Origin of the sequence: Serratia sp. HRI (assembly GCF_010119335.3) — a bacterium.
In the GTDB taxonomy this organism is placed as follows: domain Bacteria; phylum Pseudomonadota; class Gammaproteobacteria; order Enterobacterales; family Enterobacteriaceae; genus Serratia; species Serratia nevei.
This window is the reverse complement of the sequence record NZ_CP083690.1, coordinates 160,497-181,096: the sequence shown is the minus strand read 5'-3', so window position 1 is coordinate 181,096 and position 20,600 is coordinate 160,497. Positions and strand designations below refer to the sequence as shown.

Below are 20,600 nucleotides of genomic sequence, written 5' to 3'. Positions count from 1 at the left end.
GTTAACGGGGCATTCTGGGGCATTTTATTCATGTTGAAGCGTTTATTTGTGACAGGCACGGATACCGACGTCGGTAAAACCGTGGTTTCCCGCGGGTTGATGCAGGCGCTGGCCGCCGAGGGCCGTTCGGTGGCCGGCTACAAGCCGATCGCCGCACGCTGCCAGGAAACCAGCGAGGGTATCCGCAATAAAGACGCTTTGGTGTTGCAGGCATCTTCAACCCTGCCGCTGTCCTACGAGGAGATCAATCCCATCACCTGCCTGGATGAGGTGTTTCACGCGCATGCGACCGAGGACATCAACTATGGCGTGATGAGCAGCGGTCTGCGGGATCTTTCCGTCAAAGCCGACACGGTGGTGGTGGAAGGCAGCGGCGGTTGGCGGGTGCTGATGAACGATCTGCGGCCTTACGCCGAGTGGGTGGTGCAGGAACAGCTGCCGGTGGTGCTGGTGGTGGGCATCAAGCTGGGCTGCGTCAGCCACGCGCTGCTGACCGCGCAGTCGATCATCAACGACGGCCTGCCGCTGCTGGGCTGGGTGGCCAACCGCATCAACCCGGGGTTGGCGCACTATGCCGAAACCATCGCGGCGCTGCAGCAGCGCATTCCCGCGCCGCTGCTGGGTGAAATTCCCTATTTGCCACGCGCGGAGCAGCGCGAGCTGGCGCACTACCTCGATATTTCCACGCTGCTGTAAGCCCGCTCTAGGCGCACAGCGCCGCCAACAGCCGGGCGGCGATCAGCAGGCCCAGCCCATACACCGTGTGGGTGAGCAGGCTGAGGAGCCGCGCTTTTCGTGGGTAGGCGGTTTTCGCCGCCGCCACGCCAAAGCCCAGCGCGGGCTGCATCACCAGAAACGGCGCCGCCAGGCTCAGCCAGCCGCTCAACAGCGCGATGAGCGGCTCCGGTGCCGTATACCACCCGATGCCCGCCAAACCGATCGGGATAAAGGCAAACGCGATGCCGACGGCGTAATGCAATATCCAGCCGATTGTTCTCTCCCCCCGGCGCGGCGGCGCCGTAACGATGGTGGCGTGAAACCAGCGGCCGTCGAACATGCCGAGAAACCAGCGGCCCACCAGCGCATAATCGAGAGAAGGGATGCCGAAGCGCCGCTTCAGCAGCAGCGCCCACAGATCCATGCAGAGGGTGGCGCCGGCGCCGGTTAACAGGATGCGCACTAACAGATCGGGGGTCATAGGGGTGTCCTTGGCTCAGTGACGTGATAATGTGCGCACAGTGTGCAACTTAAAGTCGGCTTCAAGTCAATGGCAAAAGAACTGGATATCGGCGCGGTGGCGCGCCTGAGCGGGATCGCGCCTTCCGCGCTGCGGCATTACGAGAAGAAAGGGCTGATCGCGTCGACGGGCCGCCACGGTTTGCGTCGCCAATACGCCGCCGGCGTGCTTGACCAACTGCGGCTGATCGCGCTGGCGCGCCTGGCCGGCTTTACGCTGGACGAGATGAGCGCCTTGTTTGACGAACGGGGCAAGATAGCGCTCGATCGCGGGCTGCTGGCGGCGCGGGCGGATGAGCTGGATCGCCATATCCAGCGCCTGATTCAGGTACGCGACGGGCTGCACCACCTGGTTGATTGCCCTGAACCCGAGCACCTGCAGTGCCCGCAGTTCAGGAAAATCCTGCAGCAGGGCGAGTTCTAAGCCTCGCGTTTGGGCGGCGGCGCCGAGTGATACACCGACACCGGCCGCAGGCCGCGCGACACGGTGGTGGCGATCACGCACGAGAGCAGAATGCCGGGCAGCAGGGCGTACTCGCCGGTCATTTCAAACACCATCAGCGCCGCCATGATCGGCGCATGGGTGGTGGCGGCCAGCAGGGTAGCCATGCCGGTCAGCGCCAGCAGCAGCGGCACCGCCGTATCCATGCCCGGCCACAGGCCAAACAGCTGACCGATCATCGAACCGAGCGCGGCGCCGACGAACAGCGTCGGGGTGAAGACCCCGCCCGGTGCGCCCGACCCGCTGCTGGCCAGGATCGCCAACAGTTTGCACACCAGAATCGCCCCCAGCAGCAGCACCCCCGGCGGCGCGCTCAGCAGCGCCTGCACCACGCTGTAACCGTTGCCCCATACCTGCGGGAACAGCAGCGAAAGCAGCCCGACGATCAGGCCGCCCAGCGCCAGCTGCAACGGCGGCTTCAACCGCAGCGAGCGGAAGGCATGGCCGGTGGCGGTCATCAGCCATAAAAACAGCGGCCCGCCGGCGCCGGCCACCACGCCGACCAGCGCCATCAGCAGGTATTGCGTCGGCAAGGGGGCGGCGAGCGGCGTCACCAGATAGAGCGGCGCCTGGCCGCCGTTGAGCAGGTTGGTCATCAGCAGGGCGCTGACCGCGGCGATCACCACCGGGCCGAGCGAGGCCAGCATCAGGGTGCCGAACAGGATCTCGGCGATAAACAGGCTGCCCGCCAGCGGCGCATGATAGGCGCTGGCCATCCCGGCGGCGGCGGCGCAGGCCACCCACAGTTTCCACTCTTTCTCGTGCGTAAAGCGCTGAGCGAACAGCGAGCCCACCAGCGCCGCCAGCAGGATCATCGCACCTTCACGGCCGATGGCGCTGCCGCTCGACACCACCAGCAGCGAGGCCAGGCACTTCACCAGGCTGGCACCGGTGTCCAGCTTGCCGTTGCCGGTCTCGATCGCTTCCATATAGTCGGTGGGCGCCGCCGGGCGCTGGTGGCGGTAGCGCTGGTGAATATACAGCAGCAGGCCCGCCGCCAGGCCGCCCAGCGCCGGAGTGAGGGCGCGCCGCCAGCCGGGCAGCGCGGCGGCGGCGGCCACCAGGCTGCCGTCGGCATTGCCGAGCAGCAGCCACTCGAGGCCAATCATCGAACGGTGGAACAGCCACACCGCCAGAGCGGCGGCGACGCCGATGAACACGGCGATAAACAGGCTGCGCAACAGGGCGCGATAGTGGTGCAGGTGGACCAATCTTTTCATGCGTGGGCGGCGTCGTGAGAAAAATCAAAGGGTCATCAGCGCATTGTGCTTGGCGCTCCGGCCGATGACCAGTGAATCTTTAGCAAACTGCGGCGTGGGCGGGGCGGTGAGCGCCCCTGAGTGAGTTATTGCGGCGTCAGCACCCGGCGCGTGCGGCCGGAGCTGAGGTAGTCGGCGATGTAATCCTGCGAGATTTCGCCGCTGTAGCGGCCGTCTTCATCGACGATCGGCATCCAGGAGGTGTTGTGCTCGTACAGCTTCGACAGCACCACGCGCAGGTTCTCCTCCGCACGGGCGGTGACGCGGAAACGGTGCAGACTGTCGGCGCAGACGCCCGGCGCGCCGCGCGCCTCGCGGCGCTTGACGTACCCCAGCGGCTTGCCGTCGGCGTCCACCACCGTCACCGAGCGAGCGTCGATATCGTCCATCAGCCCGAACGCTTCCACTAGCGGCGTTTCCCGCCGCACCGTCACCGTTTGTTGCTGATCGGCCACGTCGCCGGCCTGCACCAGCAGCAGGCGCTTCAGCGTGCGGTCCTGGCCGACAAAGGAGGCGACGAACTCGTTCGCCGGCCGCGCCAGCAGCTCATCGGCGCTGGCGTTCTGTACGATTTTACCCTGGCGGAACACCGCGATGCGATCGCCGAGCTTCAGCGCTTCATCGATGTCGTGGCTCACCAGCATCACGGTCTTTTTCAGCTGGCGCTGCATGTCGAGAAACTCGTTCTGGATGGTTTCGCGGTTGATCGGATCCACCGCGCCGAAGGGTTCATCCATCAGCAGCACCGGCGGATCGGCCGCCAGTGCGCGGATCACGCCGATGCGCTGCTGCTGCCCGCCGGACATCTCTTTCGGGTAGCGGTGCAAAAAGCGCTTGGGATCCAGCGCCACCATGCTCATCAGCTCCTCGGCGCGATCGTGGCAGCGTTTTTTGTCCCAGCCCAGCATGCGCGGCACCACGGTGATGTTTTCCTCGATGGTCATGTTGGGGAACAGACCGATCTGCTGGATGACGTAGCCGATTTTGCGGCGCAGGCTGACGGTATCCAGCGCGCTGGTGTCTTCACCGTTGATCAGAATGGTGCCGCCGGTGGGTTCGATCAGGCGGTTGATCATCTTGAGCGTGGTGGTTTTGCCGCAGCCGGAAGGGCCGAGCAGCACGCAGATTTCGCCTTCCGGCACGTCCAGATTGATGTTGTCGACGGCGTTGAACGGCGTGCCGTTCTTCTGCATGAACTGTTTGGTCAGATTTTCCAATTTAATCATGAGCGGATCCCCTTGGGCGTTAGCGCAATTTGCAAGCGGTGCAATAACCAATCGAGAACGATCGCCAGCAGGCTGATCATCACGGCGCCGGTAATCAAATTGAGATTACGCGGATCGGCGCCTCAGCCCGCGTCAGCGCTGGGATGCGGGGAAAGTGAAAAAAAACCGCAGCAAAACGTTACGCTGTAACAATCAGTCCAAATGGTGCGATTCGCCGCCGGCAAAGGCAGGATGTGAGGGCGGATAGACTTGGCGCAGGCGCTTGCTGATATACTCAGGGAAAATAAAAACGCCAGGAAACCTGCATAACGCCATGACAAATAACGTTTCACCCGCACCCATCGCCCACCGCCCGTTGATTCTGATCGCCTGCATGCTGGCGATGTTCATGTCGGCGATCGAAGCCACCATCGTCGCCACCGCCATGCCGACCATCATCGGCGATCTCGGCGGCTTCTCGCTGCTGGGGTGGGTGTTCGCGGTCTATTTGCTGGCGCAGGCGATCACCATCCCCATCTACGGCCGCTTGGCGGATCTCTACGGCCGCAAGCGGGTGTTCTTCTTCGGCGCTACGCTGTTCCTGCTGGGATCGGTGCTGTGCGGCTTCGCCCCCGACATGTATTGGCTGATCGGCTTCCGTCTGCTGCAAGGGTTGGGCGCCGGCGCCATCATGCCGATCGCCTCCACCATCATCGGCGACATCTACAGCGCCACCGAGCGGCCGAAGGTGATGGGCTACCTGTCGAGCGTGTGGGGCGTGTCGGCGATCATCGGCCCGCTGCTGGGCGCGTTTATCGTCCAGCATCTGCCGTGGGCGCTGGTGTTCTGGGTCAACCTGCCGATCGGCCTGCTGGCGATGTTCTTCCTCTGGCGCTATCTGCCTGCGCATCAGCAGCTGCGGCGGCACGCGCTGGATCTGGCGGGCACCGCCTGGCTGACGCTGTTCGTTTCGGCGCTGCTGCTGGCGCTGTTGCAGATGGAAAGCCTGGGATGGTGGGTGGCGCCGTTGCTCGCGCTGGCGGCGGCGTCGCTGGCGCTGCTTGTCCGCCAGGAGCGGCGCGCGGTCGAACCGCTGTTCCCGCTGGCGCTGTGGCAAAGCCGGGTGATCGTCGCCGGTAACATCGGCGGGCTGGTGATCGGCGCGGCGATGATGGGCATCAGCGCCTTCCTGCCCACCTTCATTCAGGGCGTGATGGGCGGCTCGCCGCTGGAGGCGGGCACCACGCTGGCGCTGATGTCGATCGGTTGGCCGCTGGCCAGCACGCTGAGCGGCCGTTTGATGCTGATGACTTCGTATCGCGCGACGGCGCTGCTGGGGGCGCTGCTGTTGGTGGCCGGCGGCCTGATCCTGCTGATGCTGCAGCCGAACGGCGGCCTGCTGTGGGGCCGGGTGGCGGCGTTTATGGTCGGCGCCGGCATGGGGCTGTGCAACACCACGTTTTTAGTGTCGGTGCAGAACGCGGCGCATTACAGCATTCGCGGCATCGCCACCGCCTGTACGGTATTTACCCGCATGGTGGGTTCGGCCATCGGCACCGCCATTCTGGGCGCCACGCTGAACCTCAACCTGCAGTGGCGTTTGCCGGAAATCGACGATCCGGTGCAGCGGCTGATGGAGCCGGCGGTGCGGCAGAGCATGGGGAGCGAAGCGCTGGCGCAGCTTATCCAGCAGGTGGCGGCTTCGCTGCATTGGGTGTTCCTGGTGTCGGCGTTGGTGTCGTTGCTGGCGCTGGCGGCGGCGATGCTGATCCCGGCGCGTTGTCGACCGCAGGGCGAAGAGGAAGAGGCGGAGCAGGCTTAAGGGAAAAGGAAAGGGCGCGATGTTGCGCGCCCTGGGTAGCCGAAGCGGCTTACTGCGCGTTGGAGGTGTCCTGGCTGGTGCCGGTCTGCGCCGCGTCACCGCGATCGTCGCCGTTGTTCAGGCGGGTATAGACGATCTTCTGGGTGTCGTTTTCGCAGTGGCCGACCACTTGGCCGCCGGCCTGATCGGCCTGATCGTTAGGCACGATCTCCAGTTTGAAGCCGGACTCCGGAACGCCGTTATTGATGATTTTTTGCGAAATGTCCGCTTTCACGCTTTCGCAGGAGGCCAGGGCTGCCAACGGCGCGCCGGCCAGCAATACAGCGGTTAATATCAGCGTTTTTTTCATCACGTCATCCTTTTAGACAATGGACTTCCTGTAACAGGATAGCAGTAACGGCGGCCGGGTTTCACGCTTGCCCGCCCGCCGCAGGCGGATTAAGGAATAATCCGACGCCCGGTCTGGCGATCCAGGCATTTACGGGTGTCCGGCTCCCAGTACGCGTTGACGTTGTTGCTGTCGTTGCAGCGGTCTTCGTCATCCGCCGCGCGATCGGCCTTGTCGAACTCTTTCTCGACGCGAGTGTTAACCTTGTGGCGCAGGGTTTTGGTATCATTCCACTGCTCTTTGCTCTGGCGCGCTTCTTCGGTGCTCATCGCGCCGCTGCCTTTGCCATCGACGGTGACGCAGGTGCTGCCCTGAGTGCAGGTGGCGGCCAGCGCCGGCGCCTGCCAGGCGCCCATGACGGCCAGCATGGCGACCGGCAGCATCCCGCGTAGCAGTCGTTGGGTCGAAAATGTTTTCATCGTTTCATCCTTATGAGTGAGTGCGCCTGATGATGGCGACACTGGCGTTACCTCGCCCGCAGGCGTGGTGACAAATATACCACTGCGTTCCTGGAATTCACCAGCCAAGCGCCGATTCGTTTAATTTACCGAGAGAAAACTGCGACCGATGTTAAAAACCACGCTGTTGTTTTTCGCCACTGCGCTCGCCGAAATTATCGGCTGTTTCCTGCCTTATCTCTGGCTCAAGAAGCAGGGCAGCGCCTGGCTATTGCTGCCGGCGGCATTGAGCCTGATGCTGTTTGTCTGGCTGTTGACGCTGCATCCGGCGGCCAGCGGGCGGGTCTACGCGGCCTATGGCGGCGTGTATGTGGCGACGGCGCTGCTGTGGCTGCGGGTGGTGGACGGGGTGAAGCTGTCCGCGCTGGACTGGGTGGGCGCCGGGGTGGCGCTGGTGGGCATGCTGATCATCGTTTCCGGCTGGCGTGCGGCCTGAGGAAACAGGGCGGGAGTCGCCTCCCGCCGTTGGAGATCAGGCGCCGCGGTGGATGTTCAGCCCGGCGAAGGACTGGCTGACCGGCATCATTTCCAGCGTGTTGATGTTGACGCGCGCCGGCAGCGTCGCGACCCAGAACACCGACTCGGCGATGTCTTCCGGCGTCAGCGCATCGGCGCCTTCGTAGGTTTTGTTGACCTTGCCGTCATCGCCCTTGAAGCGCACGTTGGAGAATTCGGTGCCGCCCACCAGGCCCGGCTCGATATCGGTCACGCGGATGCGCGTGCCGTGCAGATCGGCGCGCAGGCCCAGGCTGAACTGTTTGACGAACGCCTTGGTGGCGCCGTACACGTTGCCGCCGGCGTAAGGCCAGTTGGCGGCGGTGGAGCCGATGTTGATCACATGGCCGACGTTGCGCTCGACCATGGCCGGCAGCAGAGCACGTGTCATGTTCACCAGCCCTTTGGCGTTGGTGTCGATCATGGTTTCCCAGTCATCGGCGTTGGCCTTGTGCGCCGGCTCCAGCCCCAGCGCCAGCCCGGCGTTGTTCACCAGCACGTCGATCTGGCGCAGCTCGGCCGGCAGTGCTTCGATCGCCTGTTGAATGGCGGCGCGGTTGCGCACGTCGAGCCGCACGATGTGCAGCGCTTGCCCGAGTTCGTCCTGCAGCTCTTCGAGACGCTCAAGGCGGCGCCCGGCGGCGATCACCTGATGGCCCTCACGGATAAAACGGCGCGCAATGGCCTCGCCGAAACCGGAGGTGGCGCCGGTAACAAAAATAATCATGTTGCTGTTCCTCAACTGTTTTTACCCTACATGCCTCTATCATTAGCACAAACCCGCAGGCAGTGGCAGCGGTTATCGCGGCGCAGAGAAAAAAAGGCCAAGCCGGGCCGTGGCACGGTGCGGATCAATGTTGAGGCGGCAGGTGGTAGACCACGGCGTCATACTTGACGCGTTCGCAGCGGCCGGCCAGCACGCCGCCCAGCGACTCGGCCAGGCGGCGGCTGGCGGTATTCTGTTCGGCCACCGGGTAGACAAGGTGCGGCGGCTGAAAGCGCTCGGTGGCCCAGCGCGCGATACGCTGCACGATTTCGCGGCCGTAGCCCTGGCCGTGCAGGCCCTCTTTCACCCAGATGCCCAGCTCCGGGGTGTGGCTGCGCAGGTTATGCGCGCCGCCGACGCCGACGAACTGCCGGTCTTCACGCCGGCGGGCGACGAAGATCACTTCTTCACCTTCGCGCATCAGCGGCAGCCAGCCTTGCCAGACGTTGGCGAAATCTTCCGGCGACGCCTCCGGCTCAAAGGTCATAAAGCGCGTCAGAGTGGGGGTGATCGCCTGGTAAACATCGTCGGCGTCTGCTGCGGTAAAGGGGGCAATCAACAAACGGTCGGTGTCCACGCGGCACTGAGAAAGGTCATTATGATTCATCTTATTTTCCCTCGCTTTTCAGGCCAGAACGGCAAAAAATCCGCGCCTATAAATTAGGGCGGATCGTCGATATTACGCGCATTGGCGGCAGAAGCGACTTATTTTTCGTCGCTTGGGCAAGATGGAAAGAATGGGCTTGGTGACAATGTCACGCTATAAGTGAGGCGGCGAGCGCGATGAGGTGCGCCCGCCGCTGAGTGTCAGAACTTCACCGAGCCTTGCAGATAGATCGTGCGCGGCTGGCCGATGTACAGACCCTTGTTATTGTCGTCATAGGCGCGGGTGAAATACTCGTGGTTGAACAGGTTTTTCACGCCGACGCCCAGATTCAGACCGGCCATTTCCGGGCCGAAATCATAGGCGGCGCGCACGCCCCACAGCATATAGCCGGGAATGCGGCCGGTGCTGCCGTCGGCGCTTTCCGCCACGGTGTTGGCGTTGTCGGCGAACTGGCTGGATTGGAACTCGCCGTTAAGGTTAAACGCCCAGTTGCCCGGCGTGTAGTCCAGCCCCAGCGTGCCTTTATGCTTCGGCGAGAACGGCACCTGATTGCCCTTGTAGCCGCCGTCTTCACGGATGGTGGCGTTGACGTAGGCGTAGCTGGCGTAGGCGGTCAGGTCGTCCAGTTTCGGCGTCAGCTGCGACAGATCGTAACGCAGGCTGCCTTCCAGCCCGGCGTGGCGGGTTTTGCCGCGCGCGGTCACGCTGTCGGTCACCTGGTTGGAGTCGTACTGGTTGTTGAAGTTGATCAGGAACAGCCCGATCTCACCGGTCAGCGCATCGCCGGCGTAGCGGGTGCCCAGCTCCCAGGTGCGCGCCTTCTCGGGTTCAATCTTGCCGCTGTCGACCGCTTTACCCATCTGGCTGTACTGTACGGTGCCGAAGGAGCCTTCGGTGTTGGCGTACAGGTTCCAGTATTCGTTCAGGTGATACATCACGTTCAACGCCGGCAGCGGCGCGTTATAGCTGACGTCGAGGCGGTTGTTCTTGATGTAGTTGTTCTGATACGACTTGATGTACTCGTAGCGCATGCCCGGCGTAATGGTCCAGTCGCCGATGTCGATGCGATCGTCGATATAGAAGGCGTGCGCCTCGGTGCCGGACTGGGTGTCGCGATCGTACGGGCTGGCGGTGGACGGCAGCCGGCCGGTGCCGGCCTTGCTGGTGTAGCGCAGTTCGTGGGTGGATTCGCTGACGTAGCGGTAGCCGACGCCGACCTCATGGGCCGAATCGCCCCAGCGGAAGCTCTGGCTGTAGCGCGGTTCCACGCCGCGCACCCAGTATTCGCGCGGCGACAGCGTCAGGTTTTTGCCCTGATCCAAATAGCCGCTGCGCAGGGTGTAGGTGTAGAAGCTCTGCACGTCGAACTTGTGCTGCTGATCCGGCTGATACTGATAGCCGAAGTTCGCCAGCTGGCGCCGGCCCCAGAACTTGTCGTACGGTCGCGTCGACTGGAACGGGTTGGCGTTGTAGTCCGCCCGGCTCAGGCCGCCCGGCATGTCCGCTTCGCCTTCGTAGTATTGCAGCAGGCTGTTGAAGGTGTGCACCTCGTTCGGAGCGTAACGGCTTTTCAGCATCACGTCGTCGATCTTGGTCGCGCTGTGTTCGCGCCAGTCGCTGCCGCGGGTGCCGGAGTAGAGCAGCGCCGCGCCGAGGCCGTTGTCGGCGGTGCCGCCGATCATCAGGTTGCCGGTGCCTTTCGGGTGATCCTGGCGCGAGGTCGAGCTGAGCTGCCCCTGCATACCGGCCTCCATGCCGAAGGTTTTCGGGATGGCACGGGTGACGAAGTTGACGACGCCGCCGACGCTCTGTGGCCCGTAACGCACCGCGCCGCCGCCGCGCACCACGTCAATTGCATCCATATTGCCGAGCGAGACCGGCGCCAGCGACAGCTGCGGCTGGCCGTAAGGGGCGAAGGGCACCGGGATGCCGTCCATCAACACGGTGGAGCGGCTGGCGAGGCGCGGGTTGAGGCCGCGAATGCCGAAGTTCAGCGCCATGTCATGGCTGCCGGTGCCGTTGTTCTCCGGCGCCACCACGCCCGGCACACGGTTCAACGCTTCGCGCACGGTGGTGGTGCCGGTTTTGGCGAATTCTTCGCGGCGCACTACGTCGCGCGCGCCGGGATGTTCGAACACGTCTACCTGACGGCCTTCCGCCAGCCAGTCACCGACCACGGTGATGTCTTCTTCTTTCTGCGGCTGCGGCAGTTTGGCCAGCGTGTAACCGTGGTTGCCGAGCGCCTTAGCCTGCAGGCCGCTGCCGGCCAGCAGGGCGTTCAGGCCGTCATCGACGCCGTAGCTGCCGCTCAGGCCCGGCGAACGTTTACCGGCGGTCAGCGTGCCGTCCACCGAGAGCGCGATGCCGGCGCGCGCGGCGAACGCGTTCAGCGCGCCGTCCAGCTCACCGGCCGGAATGTGGTAGGTTGCAGCGGCGCTGGCGGCGCTCGCCGTCAGCGGTGCGGCGAAGGCCAGACCCATGGCCACGGCCAGCGGCGTGGCCCGTTTTCCCCAAAGCGAAGCCGGCGCTCCCTTTCCCCAAGCGTTGTTCATACCTTCTCCTGAATCATTTTTTATTTATTGCTGCAGTGTTTTCCTGGGAGTCGGATGAGCAAAGCAAAAGGGATAATCAAGAATGCGATTTTTTATCATTTTCATTTAAAGGGATTCAGGCGGGGACGATTTGCAGCCAATAGCGGGTAAAGCTCTGCAGGCGCACCGGCAGGGTCTGGCGGAGCAGGGCGAGGGCGCGATCGGTATCGCTGAGCGGGAAACTGCCGCTGACGCGCAGGCCGGCGACGGCCGGATCGCAGCTCAGGTGGCCGCGTCGGTAGCGCGCCAGTTCGGCGATCACCCGGTCCAGCCGCCACTGGCTGACGCTCAGCACGCCGCGCAGCCAGCCGTCCTCCGCCGCAGCCGGTTGCTTTTCGCTGAAGGCCGTGGCGCTGAAGCCGATCTGTTCTCCGGCCTCCACCCGGCGCGTTTGCCGCGCGTCCTGCTCCAGCTGCGCTTCGACCGCATGCTCCAGCACCGTCAGCCGAGTCTCGCCGCCACTCTCACGCACCAAAAAGCGGGTGCCGAGCGCGCGCATCGCTCCCTGCGGGCTTTGCACCCACAGCGGCCGGGGGTCGCGTCCGGTAACCAGGCTGATTTCCCCGGCGTGCAGGCGGATCAGCCGTTGGCGATCGTCGTAATGCACGTCCACCGCGCTGGCGGTGTTCAGCACCAGCTGGGTGCCGTCGCTTAACACAATGGGTTTGATCTCGCCGGTGGCGGTGCGGTAGTCGGCGCGCAGCTCCCGGCCGAGCGGCGACTGGTAAAGGAAGCCGCTGCCACCCACGCCGAGCAACAGCAGCAGGCTCTTCAGCAGGGTGCGGCGATCGATCGCCGATTGGCGGCCGGCGCGATCGAGCGCGCGGTAGCTGAACTTGCCCGGCACGCCCTGCAGCTGGCTCTGCAACGCTTCGACGCGCTGCCAGGCCCAGCGGTGATCGTCATGCTGCTGATGCCAGGCTTGCCACTGTTGGCGCTGGCGGTCGGTGACGTGCTCATCGCACAGCAGGGCATACCAGTGTGCGGCCATCTTCAGCGCCTGGCGCTGCTCTGGGGTGATGGCGTTGCTCATGAGAAAACGTCGTTTTCCAGGCTGAACAGCAGGCAATGCTCGGTGGCCTTGGCCATGTATTTTTTAACCGAGCTGATCGACACGCCGAGGCGCACGGCGATGTCCGCATAGCCCAGGCCTTCGAGCTGCGACAGCAGGAAGGCCTGTTTCACCTTCGGCCCCAGGCCGTCGAGCATGGCGTCTATCTGCTGCAGGCTTTCCAGCAGGCTCTGGCGCTGCTCCGGCGACGGGGCATAGCCATCCGGGATCAGCGCCAGCATCTCCAGATAGGCGCGCTCCAGCGTTCTGCGGCGAAACAGATCGACCATCACCCGTTTGGCGACGGTGACCAGAAAATCTTTCGGCTCGCGCAGGGTCGCCGCGGCGTCGCTTTTCAGCAGGCGCATGAAGGTGTCCTGCGCCACGTCGTCCGCGTCGAAAGCGCAGCCCAGCCGCCTGCGCAGCCATCCCTGCAACCAGGCATGGTGGGTGGCGTAAAGGCGCGACAGCGCGGTGTGCGGTGCGGAAGCGGTGGCGGACATGGTTTTCGCATTGCTGGTCAAAAAGATGCGCGGATGATAATTGAGAATGGTTATCGTTTCAAGTTTGTCGGGTGGCCTGCGGAATGGGTCTGACCGCTTTGTATCGCGTTAAAATAACCGCAACGGCCGCAAATTATCCGCTTGCCCCGTAAAGGTGCAGCGGCACGGTGTTATTCCGGCAAGCAAACGGTTGCTATTGGTCTGCCGCTGAAGGCCGCCGCGCGTTTTATTCTTTTTCATCGGTTGGTTTTCTTTGATTAAATTAATATACCTCTGTTTTTAAATGGAAATATATTTATGGCCGCCTATTGGCACACGGCTTGCTATGCTTAACCCGGTCTTTGAGTTTGGATAATAAAAGGCATTGTTTCATCAGCGAAGATTATTACGCGGGTGAGCCTGGCCGGTCGTCACAAGGAAGAAAATAATGGCACTGCAATTCACTACGGCTATTCGTGGCAATTTTTTTGATATCACCGCCTGCGTGGAGGAACCGCAACAGCTTGACGAACGCCTGCGGCACATTCCCGACGGTTTGTTGCTGCTTAACGAGGGCACCATCGTCTGGTTCGGCAGCTGGCAGCAGGGTGAGGCGCTGTTGCCGCCGGGTTTCGCGGTCACGGAGTATCGCGATAAACCGATCGTGCCGGGGTTTATCGATACCCACATCCACTACCCGCAAACCGAAATGATTGGCGCCTATGGCGACCAGCTGCTGGGCTGGTTAAACAATTACACCTTCCCGACCGAAAGCCGTTACGGTTGCGAGCAGCACGCCGACGAGATGTCGGCCTTCTTTCTGCGGGAGTTGCTGAGCAACGGCACCACCACCGCGCTGGTGTTCGGCAGCGTGCATCCGCAGTCGGTCGATGCGCTGTTCACCCAGGCGCAAACGCTGAACATGCGCCTGATCGCCGGTAAGGTGATGATGGATCGCCATGCGCCGGAGGCGCTGCTGGAAACGCCGGAGCAAAGTTATCGCCAGACGCGTGCGCTGATCGAGCGCTGGCACGGCAAAGGCCGCCTCGGTTACGCCATTACGCCGCGCTTTGCGCCCACCAGTACCCCGGCGCTGCTGGCGCAGGTGCAGCGGCTGCGCGAAGAATTCCCCGACGTTTGGCTGCAGACGCACCTGAGCGAGAATCCGCAGGAAGTGGCCTGGGTAAAATCACTGTTCCCGCAGAGCCAAAGCTATCTGGACGTTTACCACCGCTATGGCATGACCGGCGGCAAAAGCGTGTTCGCCCACTGCCTGCACCTGGAGGAGCAGGAGTGGGACTGCCTGTGCGAGACCCGCTCGGCAATCGCGTTTTGCCCCACCTCCAACCTGTTCCTCGGCAGCGGGCTGTTCGATCTGCAGCAGGCCTGGCGCAAGCGGGTGAAGCTCGGCATCGGTACCGACGTGGGGGCCGGCACCACCTTCAATATGCTGCGTACGCTGGGCGAGGCGTACAAAGTCGGCCAGCTGCAGCATTACCGGCTCTCCGCCGTAGAAGCGTTCTATCACGCCACCCTGGGCGGCGCCCGCGCGCTGGCGCTGGACGACAAAATCGGCAACTTCAACGTCGGCAAAGAGGCGGATTTCGTGGTGCTCGATCCGGCGGTCACGCCGCTGCAGCAGTTGCGCTACGCCAACAGCGCCACGTCGGCGGAACAAGGGTTCGTGCTGATGACGCTGGGGGACGATCGCAACATTTATCGCACCTATGTGGACGGCAAGGTGGTTTATCAGGCGCCGCGCTGACGCAGCCGCGCCTGCAGCCAAACGCTGAGCGGCGCGACGGCGACCGCGCTCAGCGCGCACAGCCATAACAGGCGTTGCAGGCTAAGCGGGGTGAGGCCGCTGCTCAGCAACGCGGAGGAGAGCAGGAAGGCCGCCGTGGCGCTCAGGTGTATCAGGGCGGTTTGCAGTACGCCAAAGGCGGCGCGCTGCCGAGCGTCCGGCCAGCGCATGCTCAGGGAGGAGATCGCCACCAGTCGCGCATAGGCCGCCGCGAGAAACGCGACCATGAACAGCTCGCCGCGATCGCCACCGCGCGCCGCCAGCCACAGGCTGCCCAGCAGCAACAGCGTGGCGCCCATCGTCAGCGTCACGACGCCAAAGCGTTGCAGCCAGCGGCCCGCCAGAACGGTCGCCAGATAGCCGGCCACGCCGCCGATGAGAAACAGCCAGGGCAAATGCGCGTCTGCCACCTGTAGCCGCTGGGTGAGCAGCGGCGCCAGCACCGGGATCAGCAGCATCGGGCTGAACTGCGTCAGGCCGGCGGCGGCGGCGAACAGCAGCAACCGGCGATCGAGCGCGACGGGCGCGGTAGCCCGTGGCTGCGGCGCATCCCTGGGAACGAACAGCGCGACCAAGACGGCCGCCAGCAGACACAGCCCGCCGATAGTCACCAGCGCGGCGCGCCAGCTTGCCACTTCGCACAGGTACAGCATGCCCGGCATGCCGACAATGCTCACTAACGAAAAGGACGCGATCACCGTCGCCAACATTCTGCCGTGCAGCGCGGCCGGTGCGGCGTTGAGCAGCAGACCGATCCCGACGCCCATCGTGGTGCCGCCCAACAGCCCGGCCAACAGCCGCAGTGCCAGCAGCCAGTAAAACTGCTGGGTTGCAGCGATCAATAAGGTGGTCACGCCCAGCAGCGTGACGTTGAGCAGCAGAAAGCGCCGCTTCTCAACGCCGCCGATCCAGAAAAATGCGCCGATGCCGGAAATCACCGCAGCCAGCGTATAGGCCGCGCTGACATAGCCGGCGAAGCTGACGGGCACGGAAAAATCGGCGGCCATGTAGAGGAATATTGGGTTGAATACCATGTATTCCAGGGCATTGGTGAACTGAATAAAGGCGATGACCAGCGCTATCGCCGTCAGCTTTCTCGCGGGTGTCATAAGCATCCATCGGTTGCAGAATCAGGCCGGCAGTGTAGCGTTTGGCGTTGGTCGGGATTAGATGGTAGAAATGGCATAGTTTGTTATCAAATTAGGGATAATCATGCGCGCCAAATTGGATTTAAATCTGTTACGCATTTTCGTGGCGGTGGTGGAACAGGGGAGCTTCGTCGGGGCGGCGCGAGCGCTGGCGATGCCGACTTCCAACGTCAGCCGCTACATCTCTCAGCTGGAGCGTCAGCTCGAGCAGCGATTGCTCGAACGTAGCACCCGTTCGATGCGGTTGACGCCGAACGGCCTGCTGTTGCATGAACGCACTCAGCCGCTGCTGGCGTCGCTGGAACACACCGCGCAAACCCTCAGCGAGCGGCAGCAACAGCTGCGCGGGCCGCTGCGCCTGTGCGTGCCCAATGAAGTGGGGCCATACCTGTTGGGCGAACCGCTGGCGGCGTTCGCCCTGCAGCATCCGCAGATCGAAATCAGCTGCGTGACCAACCTGGCGGGTATGACGTCGCTGCTCGATGATGTTGACCTGGCGGTGATGATCAGCCGGGGCATGTTGGACGACAGCGACTATGTCGCGCAGCCGCTGGCGTCTTTCCCCTGCATCGTGGTGGCCGCTCCGGCGTTGCTGGCGCAGTGGCCGCCGTCGTCGGCGATTGAACAATTCACGCAATTGCCCTGCATCAGTACGGTGGATGCGCTGAAGGGGATGCCGTGGCAGTTCGTCTGCCCGGACGGTACCTTCGTTACCGTCCCGGTCAATACGCGCTATCGCGTCAACAGCGGGGAGATGGCGCTGGGCGGCCTTGGCCGGCGTGGGGTTCGCCATGCTTTCCGAGCTCGGCTGCCGGCCGTTTCTGGCCGACGGCCGTTTGGTTGAGGTGCCGCTGGCACTGCCGCCGGCGCCGTTGCAGCTGTATGCCGTTTACCCCGGCCGCCGCTATCTGCCGGCCAAAACGCGCGCGTTGCTGACGTTCCTGATACAGCAGGTTGGCGCGGCGGCTAACTTCTAATCACTTGTTTTTGCTCAAACTGCCAACTGCACCTAAGCTAGGAGGTGACTCAGAGGGAGTGATTCCCCGAGACCTTATTCCGTGAACATGGAGGAGTTTCGATTTGATGCGTTTATCCACATTGGTGCTGGCGATCGGCATGGCGCTGGGCGCGCAGGCACAGGCAGCAGAAACCCAACCTCACGCCGACCATAGCGCGCTGCCCAGCGGCCAGGCGAAGGAGGCTACCGTGACCGGTGAAGCCAATCAGCACGACAAGCAAAAGACTCAGAATCCGTTCTTCTATCAAAGCCGTCTGCCGTTCCAGGCGCCGCCGTTCAACCTGATCAAGGAGAGCGACTACGCGCCGGCGATCGAGGCGGGCATCAAGCAAAAGCGGGAAGAGGTGGAGAAGATCGCCAACAACCCGGCCAAGCCTAATTTCAAGAATACCTTCGTGGCGCTGGAACGGGCCGGTTCGCTGCTGACGCGGGTGATGAACGTGTTCGGCGCCATGACCTCGGCCAACACCAGCGACGCGCTGCAGAAACTGGATGAAGAAACCTCGCCGAAGCTGGCGGCATTGAACGACGACATCATGCTCAACGGCAAGCTGTTCGCTCGCATCAAGGCCATCTATCAGGATCGCGATGCGCTGAAGCTGGATCCGGAATCGCGCCGGCTGGTGGAAGTGACCTACAAGAACTTCGAGCTGGCGGGCGCCAACCTGTCGGACGCCGACAAGGCCAAGCTGAAGGCGCTGAACCAGGAAGCGGCGACGTTGAGCACCCAGTTCACCAACAAACTGCTGGCGGCGAGCAAAAACGGCGCGCTGGCGATAACCGACCCGGCGAAGCTGGACGGCCTGTCGGAAGGCGAGCTGGCTGCGGCGGCCCAGGCGGCCGCCGAACGCAAGCTGGAGAAACAGTGGCTGCTGGTGCTGCAAAACACCACGCAACAGCCGTTGCTGCAGAGCCTGAAAGATCGCGATACCCGCCAAACGCTGTTCGACGCCTCCTGGACGCGTGCGGAGAAGGGCGACGGCAACGATACCCGTCAGACCATTTCCCGTCTGGCCAAGGTGCGCGCCGAACAGGCCAAGCTGCTGGGCTACCCGAACTACGCCGCCTGGAAACTGCAAAACCAGATGGCCAAGACACCGGATGCCGCGCTGAGCTTTATGCGCAACATCGTACCGGCGGCCACCGCGCGCGCCGAGCGTGAAGCCAAAGACATTCAGGCGGTGATCGACCAGCAGAAAGGCGATTTCAAGGTGCAGGCCTGGGACTGGCAGTTCTACGCCGAACAGGTGCGCAAGGCCAGGTACGATCTGGACGAGTCGCAGATCAAGCCTTACTTCGAGCTGAACAACGTGCTGAACAACGGCGTGTTCTACGCCGCCAACCTGCTGTACGGCATCAGCTTCAAAGAGCGCAAGGACATCCCGGTCTACCAGCCGGACGTCAAGGTGTATGAAGTGTTCGACAAGGACGGCAAATCGCTGGCGCTGTTCTACACCGACTACTTCAAGCGCGACAACAAGGGCGGCGGCGCCTGGATGAGCAACTTCGTCGATCAGTCGAAGCTCAACGGCACCAAGCCGGTGATCTACAACGTCGCCAACTTCACCAAACCGGCGCCGGGGCAGCCGGCGCTGCTGTCGTATGACGACGTGATCACGATGTTCCACGAGTTCGGCCATGCGCTGCACGGCATGTTCGCCGATCAGGAATACCCGAGCCTGTCGGGCACCAACACCGCGCGCGACTTCGTCGAGTTCCCGTCGCAGTTCAACGAGCACTGGGTCAGCGATCCGAAAGTGTTCAGCCACTTCGCCAAGCACTACCAGAGCGGCGAGGCGATGCCGCAGGAACTGGTCGACAAGATCAAGAAGGCCGACAAGTTCAACAAGGGCTACAGCATGACCGAGCTGCTGTCCGCCGCGCTGTTGGACATGCACTGGCACATGCTGACCGCCGACCAACCGCAGCAGGACGTGGACAAGTTCGAGGCCGAATCGCTGCAAAAAGACAAGGTCGATCTCAGCTACGTGCCGCCGCGCTACCGTTCCAGCTATTTCCAGCACATCTGGGGTAACGGCTACGCCGCGGGCTACTACGCCTATCTGTGGACGGAAATGCTGGCGGACGACGCCTTCCAGTGGTTCACCGAACACGGTGGCTTGACCGCCGAAAACGGCCAGCGCTTCCGCGACATGATCCTGTCGCGCGGCAACAGCCAGGATCTGGAGAAGCTGTACATCGACTGGCGCGGCAAAGAGCCGAGCATCGAACCGATGCTGATCAACCGCGGGCTGAAGGACGAGTAAGTTCGGCCATTCCCGGTAAGCAAACAAAAGGGCGCGTTATGCGCCCTTCGTCTTTTTGGCGTGGCCGACATTCAGCGGTTCACCACCTTGGCCGGCAGGGCCACCACCAGCAGCGAGCTGAGCAGCAGGCAGCCGGCGAAGGCCCAAAGCGCGCCGCCGCTCTTGCCGGTCAGATCCAGCGCCAGCCCCATCAGCGAATTGCTCACCAGCCCGGCGATGTTGGCCAGCGAACAGGCCAGCGCGAAGCCGGTCGCCGCCGCCGTGCCGCGCAGGAAGGTGGCCGGCAGGCTGAAGAATACCGGCACCGCACCGATGATCGCCGCCTGGGCGATGGAGAACAGCAGCACCGTGGCCAGCGCATTGTGGGTGAAGAAGGTGCTGCCGGCCATTGCCAGCGCGCCGACGATAAACGGCACGATGATATGCCAGCGCCGTTCGCGCAGTCGGTCGGAACTGCTGCCGATCAGCAGCATGCCGAGCAGGGCGGCGACGCTGGGGATCGCCGTCAGGTAGCCGATGGTGGTGATGTCGGTGACGCCGGCGGTTTTGATGAAGGTCGGCATCCAAAAGCCCATGGCGTAGGCGCTGAGCAGAATGGCGAAGTCGATGCCGCCGAGCATCCACACTTTCAGGTTGAAGAAGCCGTCGCGGAAGCTGTGCTTGCCGTGATCGGCCTCGGCGTCGTCACGCGCCAAATCGTCGGCGATGCGCTGTTTCTCCTCGGGCGTCAGCCAATTGGCCTGCTGATAAGTGTTAGGCAACAGCCAGAAGGTCAGCACGCCCAACAGCACGCTGGGAATGCCCTCCAGCAAAAACAGCCACTGCCAGCCGTGCAGCCCGTGGCGCATGTCGAAATGGCCCATGATCCAGCCGGAGAGCGGCCCGCCTATTACGCTGGACAGCGGCAGGCCGATCATGAACAGCGCGATGATGCGGCCGCGGCGATAGGTCGGGAACCACAGCGTCAGGTAAAAGAGCACGCCGGGCAGAAAACCGGCCTCCGCCACGCCGAGCAGAAAGCGAATGACGTAGAACTGGGTCGGCGTGGTGACGAACATGGTGGCGGTGGACAACAGCCCCCAGGTGATCATGATGCGGGCGATCCACATTTTGGCGCCGACGCGCTGCAGGATCAGGTTGCTCGGCACCTCGAACAGAATATAGCCGACGAAGAACAGCCCGGCGCCCAGGCCGAAGGCCGCTTCGCTCAGCTGCAGCGCGTCGGCCATCTGCAGCTTGGCCAGCCCGACGTTGATGCGATCGAGGTAGGCCGCCAGGTAACACAGGCAAAGAAACGGGATCAGTTTCCAGGTGATTTTGCGGTACAGCAGCAGCGATTCTGCGTCCGCTTTCCCCGCCAGCGGGGTGTCGACAATGGCCATGATGTTGTCTCCAGGTGGTGCGTGTTGGCCTCCGCAGGAGGCGCCTGTTGTGTTTGCGTTGCATGGGCGCCGCCCTGTTTCGGGCGGTCGCGTGAAGCGCTGTCTGCGCCTTCGTTATT

Annotated in this window: 18 protein-coding genes and 2 pseudogenes; 7 read left to right on the top strand and 13 right to left on the bottom strand. The window is 63.2% G+C overall.

Going from position 1 to position 20,600, the window contains the following annotated elements; translation table 11 throughout:
• Nucleotides 1-30: 30 nt before the first annotated feature.
• Nucleotides 31-696 (top strand): dethiobiotin synthase, encoded by a 666-nt coding sequence (gene bioD / locus GF111_RS00885; protein WP_038873941.1) that lies wholly within the window; start codon nt 31-33, stop codon nt 694-696.
• 7 nt (nt 697-703) lie between these two features.
• Here the strand turns inward: bioD and GF111_RS00880 are convergent, their stop codons facing one another.
• Nucleotides 704-1,198, bottom strand: coding sequence for a DUF2938 family protein (locus tag GF111_RS00880; RefSeq protein ID WP_055312387.1), 495 nt, complete (start codon nt 1,196-1,198; stop codon nt 704-706).
• A 69-nt stretch (nt 1,199-1,267) separates the two neighbouring features.
• Between GF111_RS00880 and GF111_RS00875 the strand changes: the two genes are divergently transcribed.
• Nucleotides 1,268-1,660: a helix-turn-helix domain-containing protein gene (locus GF111_RS00875; RefSeq protein ID WP_048233642.1), complete on the top strand. Its 393-nt coding sequence runs from the start codon at nt 1,268-1,270 to the stop codon at nt 1,658-1,660.
• On the opposite strand, the gene clcB is transcribed toward GF111_RS00875, so the two are convergent.
• From clcB to GF111_RS00860, 3 genes and pseudogenes are all read right to left on the bottom strand, one after another.
• Nucleotides 1,657-2,958, bottom strand: coding sequence for a voltage-gated ClC-type chloride channel ClcB (gene clcB / locus GF111_RS00870; protein WP_147191158.1), 1,302 nt, complete (start codon nt 2,956-2,958; stop codon nt 1,657-1,659). The two genes, GF111_RS00875 and clcB, sit on opposite strands and share 4 nt — an antisense overlap.
• A gap of 125 nt (nt 2,959-3,083) precedes the next feature.
• Nucleotides 3,084-4,223, bottom strand: a complete 1,140-nt coding sequence (osmV, locus tag GF111_RS00865; RefSeq protein WP_038873951.1) for an osmoprotectant ABC transporter ATP-binding protein OsmV — start codon at nt 4,221-4,223, stop codon at nt 3,084-3,086.
• Nucleotides 4,220-4,321: pseudogene (locus tag GF111_RS00860) on the bottom strand (choline ABC transporter permease); the annotation flags it as partial. The pseudogene GF111_RS00860 and the gene osmV, both read right to left, overlap by 4 nt.
• Nucleotides 4,322-4,536: 215 nt before the next feature.
• On the opposite strand from GF111_RS00860, the gene GF111_RS00855 reads away from it, so the two are divergent.
• Entirely contained in the window at nt 4,537-6,024 is a 1,488-nt protein-coding gene (locus GF111_RS00855; protein WP_055312384.1) for an MDR family MFS transporter, read from the top strand.
• A gap of 49 nt (nt 6,025-6,073) precedes the next feature.
• Here GF111_RS00855 and GF111_RS00850 read toward each other — a convergent pair whose 3' ends face one another.
• Both GF111_RS00850 and GF111_RS00845 read right to left on the bottom strand, forming a co-directional pair.
• Entirely contained in the window at nt 6,074-6,373 is a 300-nt protein-coding gene (locus GF111_RS00850) for a DUF1161 domain-containing protein (RefSeq protein WP_038873956.1), read from the bottom strand.
• Nucleotides 6,374-6,462: 89 nt separating this feature from the next.
• On the bottom strand, nt 6,463-6,831 hold the full coding sequence (locus GF111_RS00845) for a DUF1283 family protein (RefSeq protein WP_038873959.1): 369 nt from the start codon (nt 6,829-6,831) through the stop codon (nt 6,463-6,465).
• A 148-nt stretch (nt 6,832-6,979) separates the two neighbouring features.
• On the opposite strand from GF111_RS00845, the gene GF111_RS00840 reads away from it, so the two are divergent.
• The gene (locus GF111_RS00840; protein WP_025302721.1) at nt 6,980-7,306 is read left to right on the top strand and encodes a YnfA family protein; all 327 of its coding nucleotides are present in this window, start codon (nt 6,980-6,982) and stop codon (nt 7,304-7,306) included.
• Nucleotides 7,307-7,342: 36 nt separating this feature from the next.
• Here the strand turns inward: GF111_RS00840 and ydfG are convergent, their stop codons facing one another.
• From ydfG to fecI, 5 genes are all read right to left on the bottom strand, one after another.
• The gene (ydfG, locus tag GF111_RS00835; protein ID WP_025302722.1) at nt 7,343-8,092 is read right to left on the bottom strand and encodes a bifunctional NADP-dependent 3-hydroxy acid dehydrogenase/3-hydroxypropionate dehydrogenase YdfG; all 750 of its coding nucleotides are present in this window, start codon (nt 8,090-8,092) and stop codon (nt 7,343-7,345) included.
• 124 nt (nt 8,093-8,216) lie between these two features.
• A complete protein-coding gene (locus GF111_RS00830) occupies nt 8,217-8,738 on the bottom strand; it encodes a GNAT family N-acetyltransferase (RefSeq protein ID WP_038873961.1) in 522 nt (173 codons plus the stop codon).
• 200 nt (nt 8,739-8,938) lie between these two features.
• Nucleotides 8,939-11,290, bottom strand: coding sequence for a TonB-dependent Fe(3+) dicitrate receptor FecA (fecA, locus tag GF111_RS00825; RefSeq protein ID WP_147191154.1), 2,352 nt, complete (start codon nt 11,288-11,290; stop codon nt 8,939-8,941).
• Nucleotides 11,291-11,405: 115 nt separating this feature from the next.
• Nucleotides 11,406-12,362 carry a ferric citrate uptake sigma factor regulator FecR gene (gene fecR, locus GF111_RS00820; protein ID WP_147191152.1) on the bottom strand — a complete coding sequence of 319 codons (957 nt, stop codon included), beginning with the start codon at nt 12,360-12,362 and terminating at the stop codon, nt 11,406-11,408.
• Nucleotides 12,359-12,883 (bottom strand): ferric citrate uptake sigma factor FecI, encoded by a 525-nt coding sequence (gene fecI, locus GF111_RS00815; RefSeq protein WP_055312381.1) that lies wholly within the window; start codon nt 12,881-12,883, stop codon nt 12,359-12,361. The genes fecR and fecI overlap by 4 nt, the downstream gene beginning before the upstream one ends.
• 427 nt (nt 12,884-13,310) lie before the next feature.
• Here fecI and guaD point away from each other — a divergent pair, with 427 nt between their 5' ends.
• Nucleotides 13,311-14,627, top strand: a complete 1,317-nt coding sequence (guaD, locus tag GF111_RS00810; RefSeq protein ID WP_038873969.1) for a guanine deaminase — start codon at nt 13,311-13,313, stop codon at nt 14,625-14,627.
• Here the strand turns inward: guaD and GF111_RS00805 are convergent.
• A complete protein-coding gene (locus tag GF111_RS00805) occupies nt 14,612-15,775 on the bottom strand; it encodes an MFS transporter (RefSeq protein WP_147191198.1) in 1,164 nt (387 codons plus the stop codon). The genes guaD and GF111_RS00805 overlap by 16 nt on opposite strands.
• 103 nt (nt 15,776-15,878) lie before the next feature.
• Here GF111_RS00805 and GF111_RS00800 point away from each other — a divergent pair.
• Together GF111_RS00800 and dcp are read left to right on the top strand one after the other, a co-directional pair.
• Nucleotides 15,879-16,791: pseudogene (locus GF111_RS00800) on the top strand (LysR family transcriptional regulator).
• 106 nt (nt 16,792-16,897) lie between these two features.
• Nucleotides 16,898-19,099 carry a peptidyl-dipeptidase Dcp gene (dcp, locus tag GF111_RS00795; RefSeq protein ID WP_147191200.1) on the top strand — a complete coding sequence of 734 codons (2,202 nt, stop codon included), beginning with the start codon at nt 16,898-16,900 and terminating at the stop codon, nt 19,097-19,099.
• 71 nt (nt 19,100-19,170) lie between these two features.
• On the opposite strand, the gene GF111_RS00790 is transcribed toward dcp, so the two are convergent.
• Entirely contained in the window at nt 19,171-20,481 is a 1,311-nt protein-coding gene (locus tag GF111_RS00790; protein WP_038873983.1) for an MFS transporter, read from the bottom strand.
• Nucleotides 20,482-20,600 lie beyond the last annotated feature (119 nt).

Coding starts and splice junctions, on each gene's coding strand:
- GF111_RS00880 (WP_055312387.1), bottom strand. CDS start 1,198: ATGACCCCCGATCTGTTAGTGCGCATCCTGTTAACCGGCGCCGGCGCC.
- guaD (WP_038873969.1), top strand. CDS start 13,311: ATGGCACTGCAATTCACTACGGCTATTCGTGGCAATTTTTTTGATATC.
- GF111_RS00850 (WP_038873956.1), bottom strand. CDS start 6,373: ATGAAAAAAACGCTGATATTAACCGCTGTATTGCTGGCCGGCGCGCCG.
- bioD (WP_038873941.1), top strand. CDS start 31: ATGTTGAAGCGTTTATTTGTGACAGGCACGGATACCGACGTCGGTAAA.
- GF111_RS00840 (WP_025302721.1), top strand. CDS start 6,980: ATGTTAAAAACCACGCTGTTGTTTTTCGCCACTGCGCTCGCCGAAATT.
- GF111_RS00805 (WP_147191198.1), bottom strand. CDS start 15,775: ATGACACCCGCGAGAAAGCTGACGGCGATAGCGCTGGTCATCGCCTTT.
- GF111_RS00845 (WP_038873959.1), bottom strand. CDS start 6,831: ATGAAAACATTTTCGACCCAACGACTGCTACGCGGGATGCTGCCGGTC.
- GF111_RS00855 (WP_055312384.1), top strand. CDS start 4,537: ATGACAAATAACGTTTCACCCGCACCCATCGCCCACCGCCCGTTGATT.
- fecA (WP_147191154.1), bottom strand. CDS start 11,290: ATGAACAACGCTTGGGGAAAGGGAGCGCCGGCTTCGCTTTGGGGAAAA.
- clcB (WP_147191158.1), bottom strand. CDS start 2,958: ATGAAAAGATTGGTCCACCTGCACCACTATCGCGCCCTGTTGCGCAGC.
- GF111_RS00875 (WP_048233642.1), top strand. CDS start 1,268: ATGGCAAAAGAACTGGATATCGGCGCGGTGGCGCGCCTGAGCGGGATC.
- GF111_RS00830 (WP_038873961.1), bottom strand. CDS start 8,738: ATGAATCATAATGACCTTTCTCAGTGCCGCGTGGACACCGACCGTTTG.
- ydfG (WP_025302722.1), bottom strand. CDS start 8,092: ATGATTATTTTTGTTACCGGCGCCACCTCCGGTTTCGGCGAGGCCATT.
- osmV (WP_038873951.1), bottom strand. CDS start 4,223: ATGATTAAATTGGAAAATCTGACCAAACAGTTCATGCAGAAGAACGGC.
- GF111_RS00790 (WP_038873983.1), bottom strand. CDS start 20,481: ATGGCCATTGTCGACACCCCGCTGGCGGGGAAAGCGGACGCAGAATCG.
- dcp (WP_147191200.1), top strand. CDS start 16,898: ATGCGTTTATCCACATTGGTGCTGGCGATCGGCATGGCGCTGGGCGCG.
- fecI (WP_055312381.1), bottom strand. CDS start 12,883: ATGTCCGCCACCGCTTCCGCACCGCACACCGCGCTGTCGCGCCTTTAC.
- fecR (WP_147191152.1), bottom strand. CDS start 12,362: ATGAGCAACGCCATCACCCCAGAGCAGCGCCAGGCGCTGAAGATGGCC.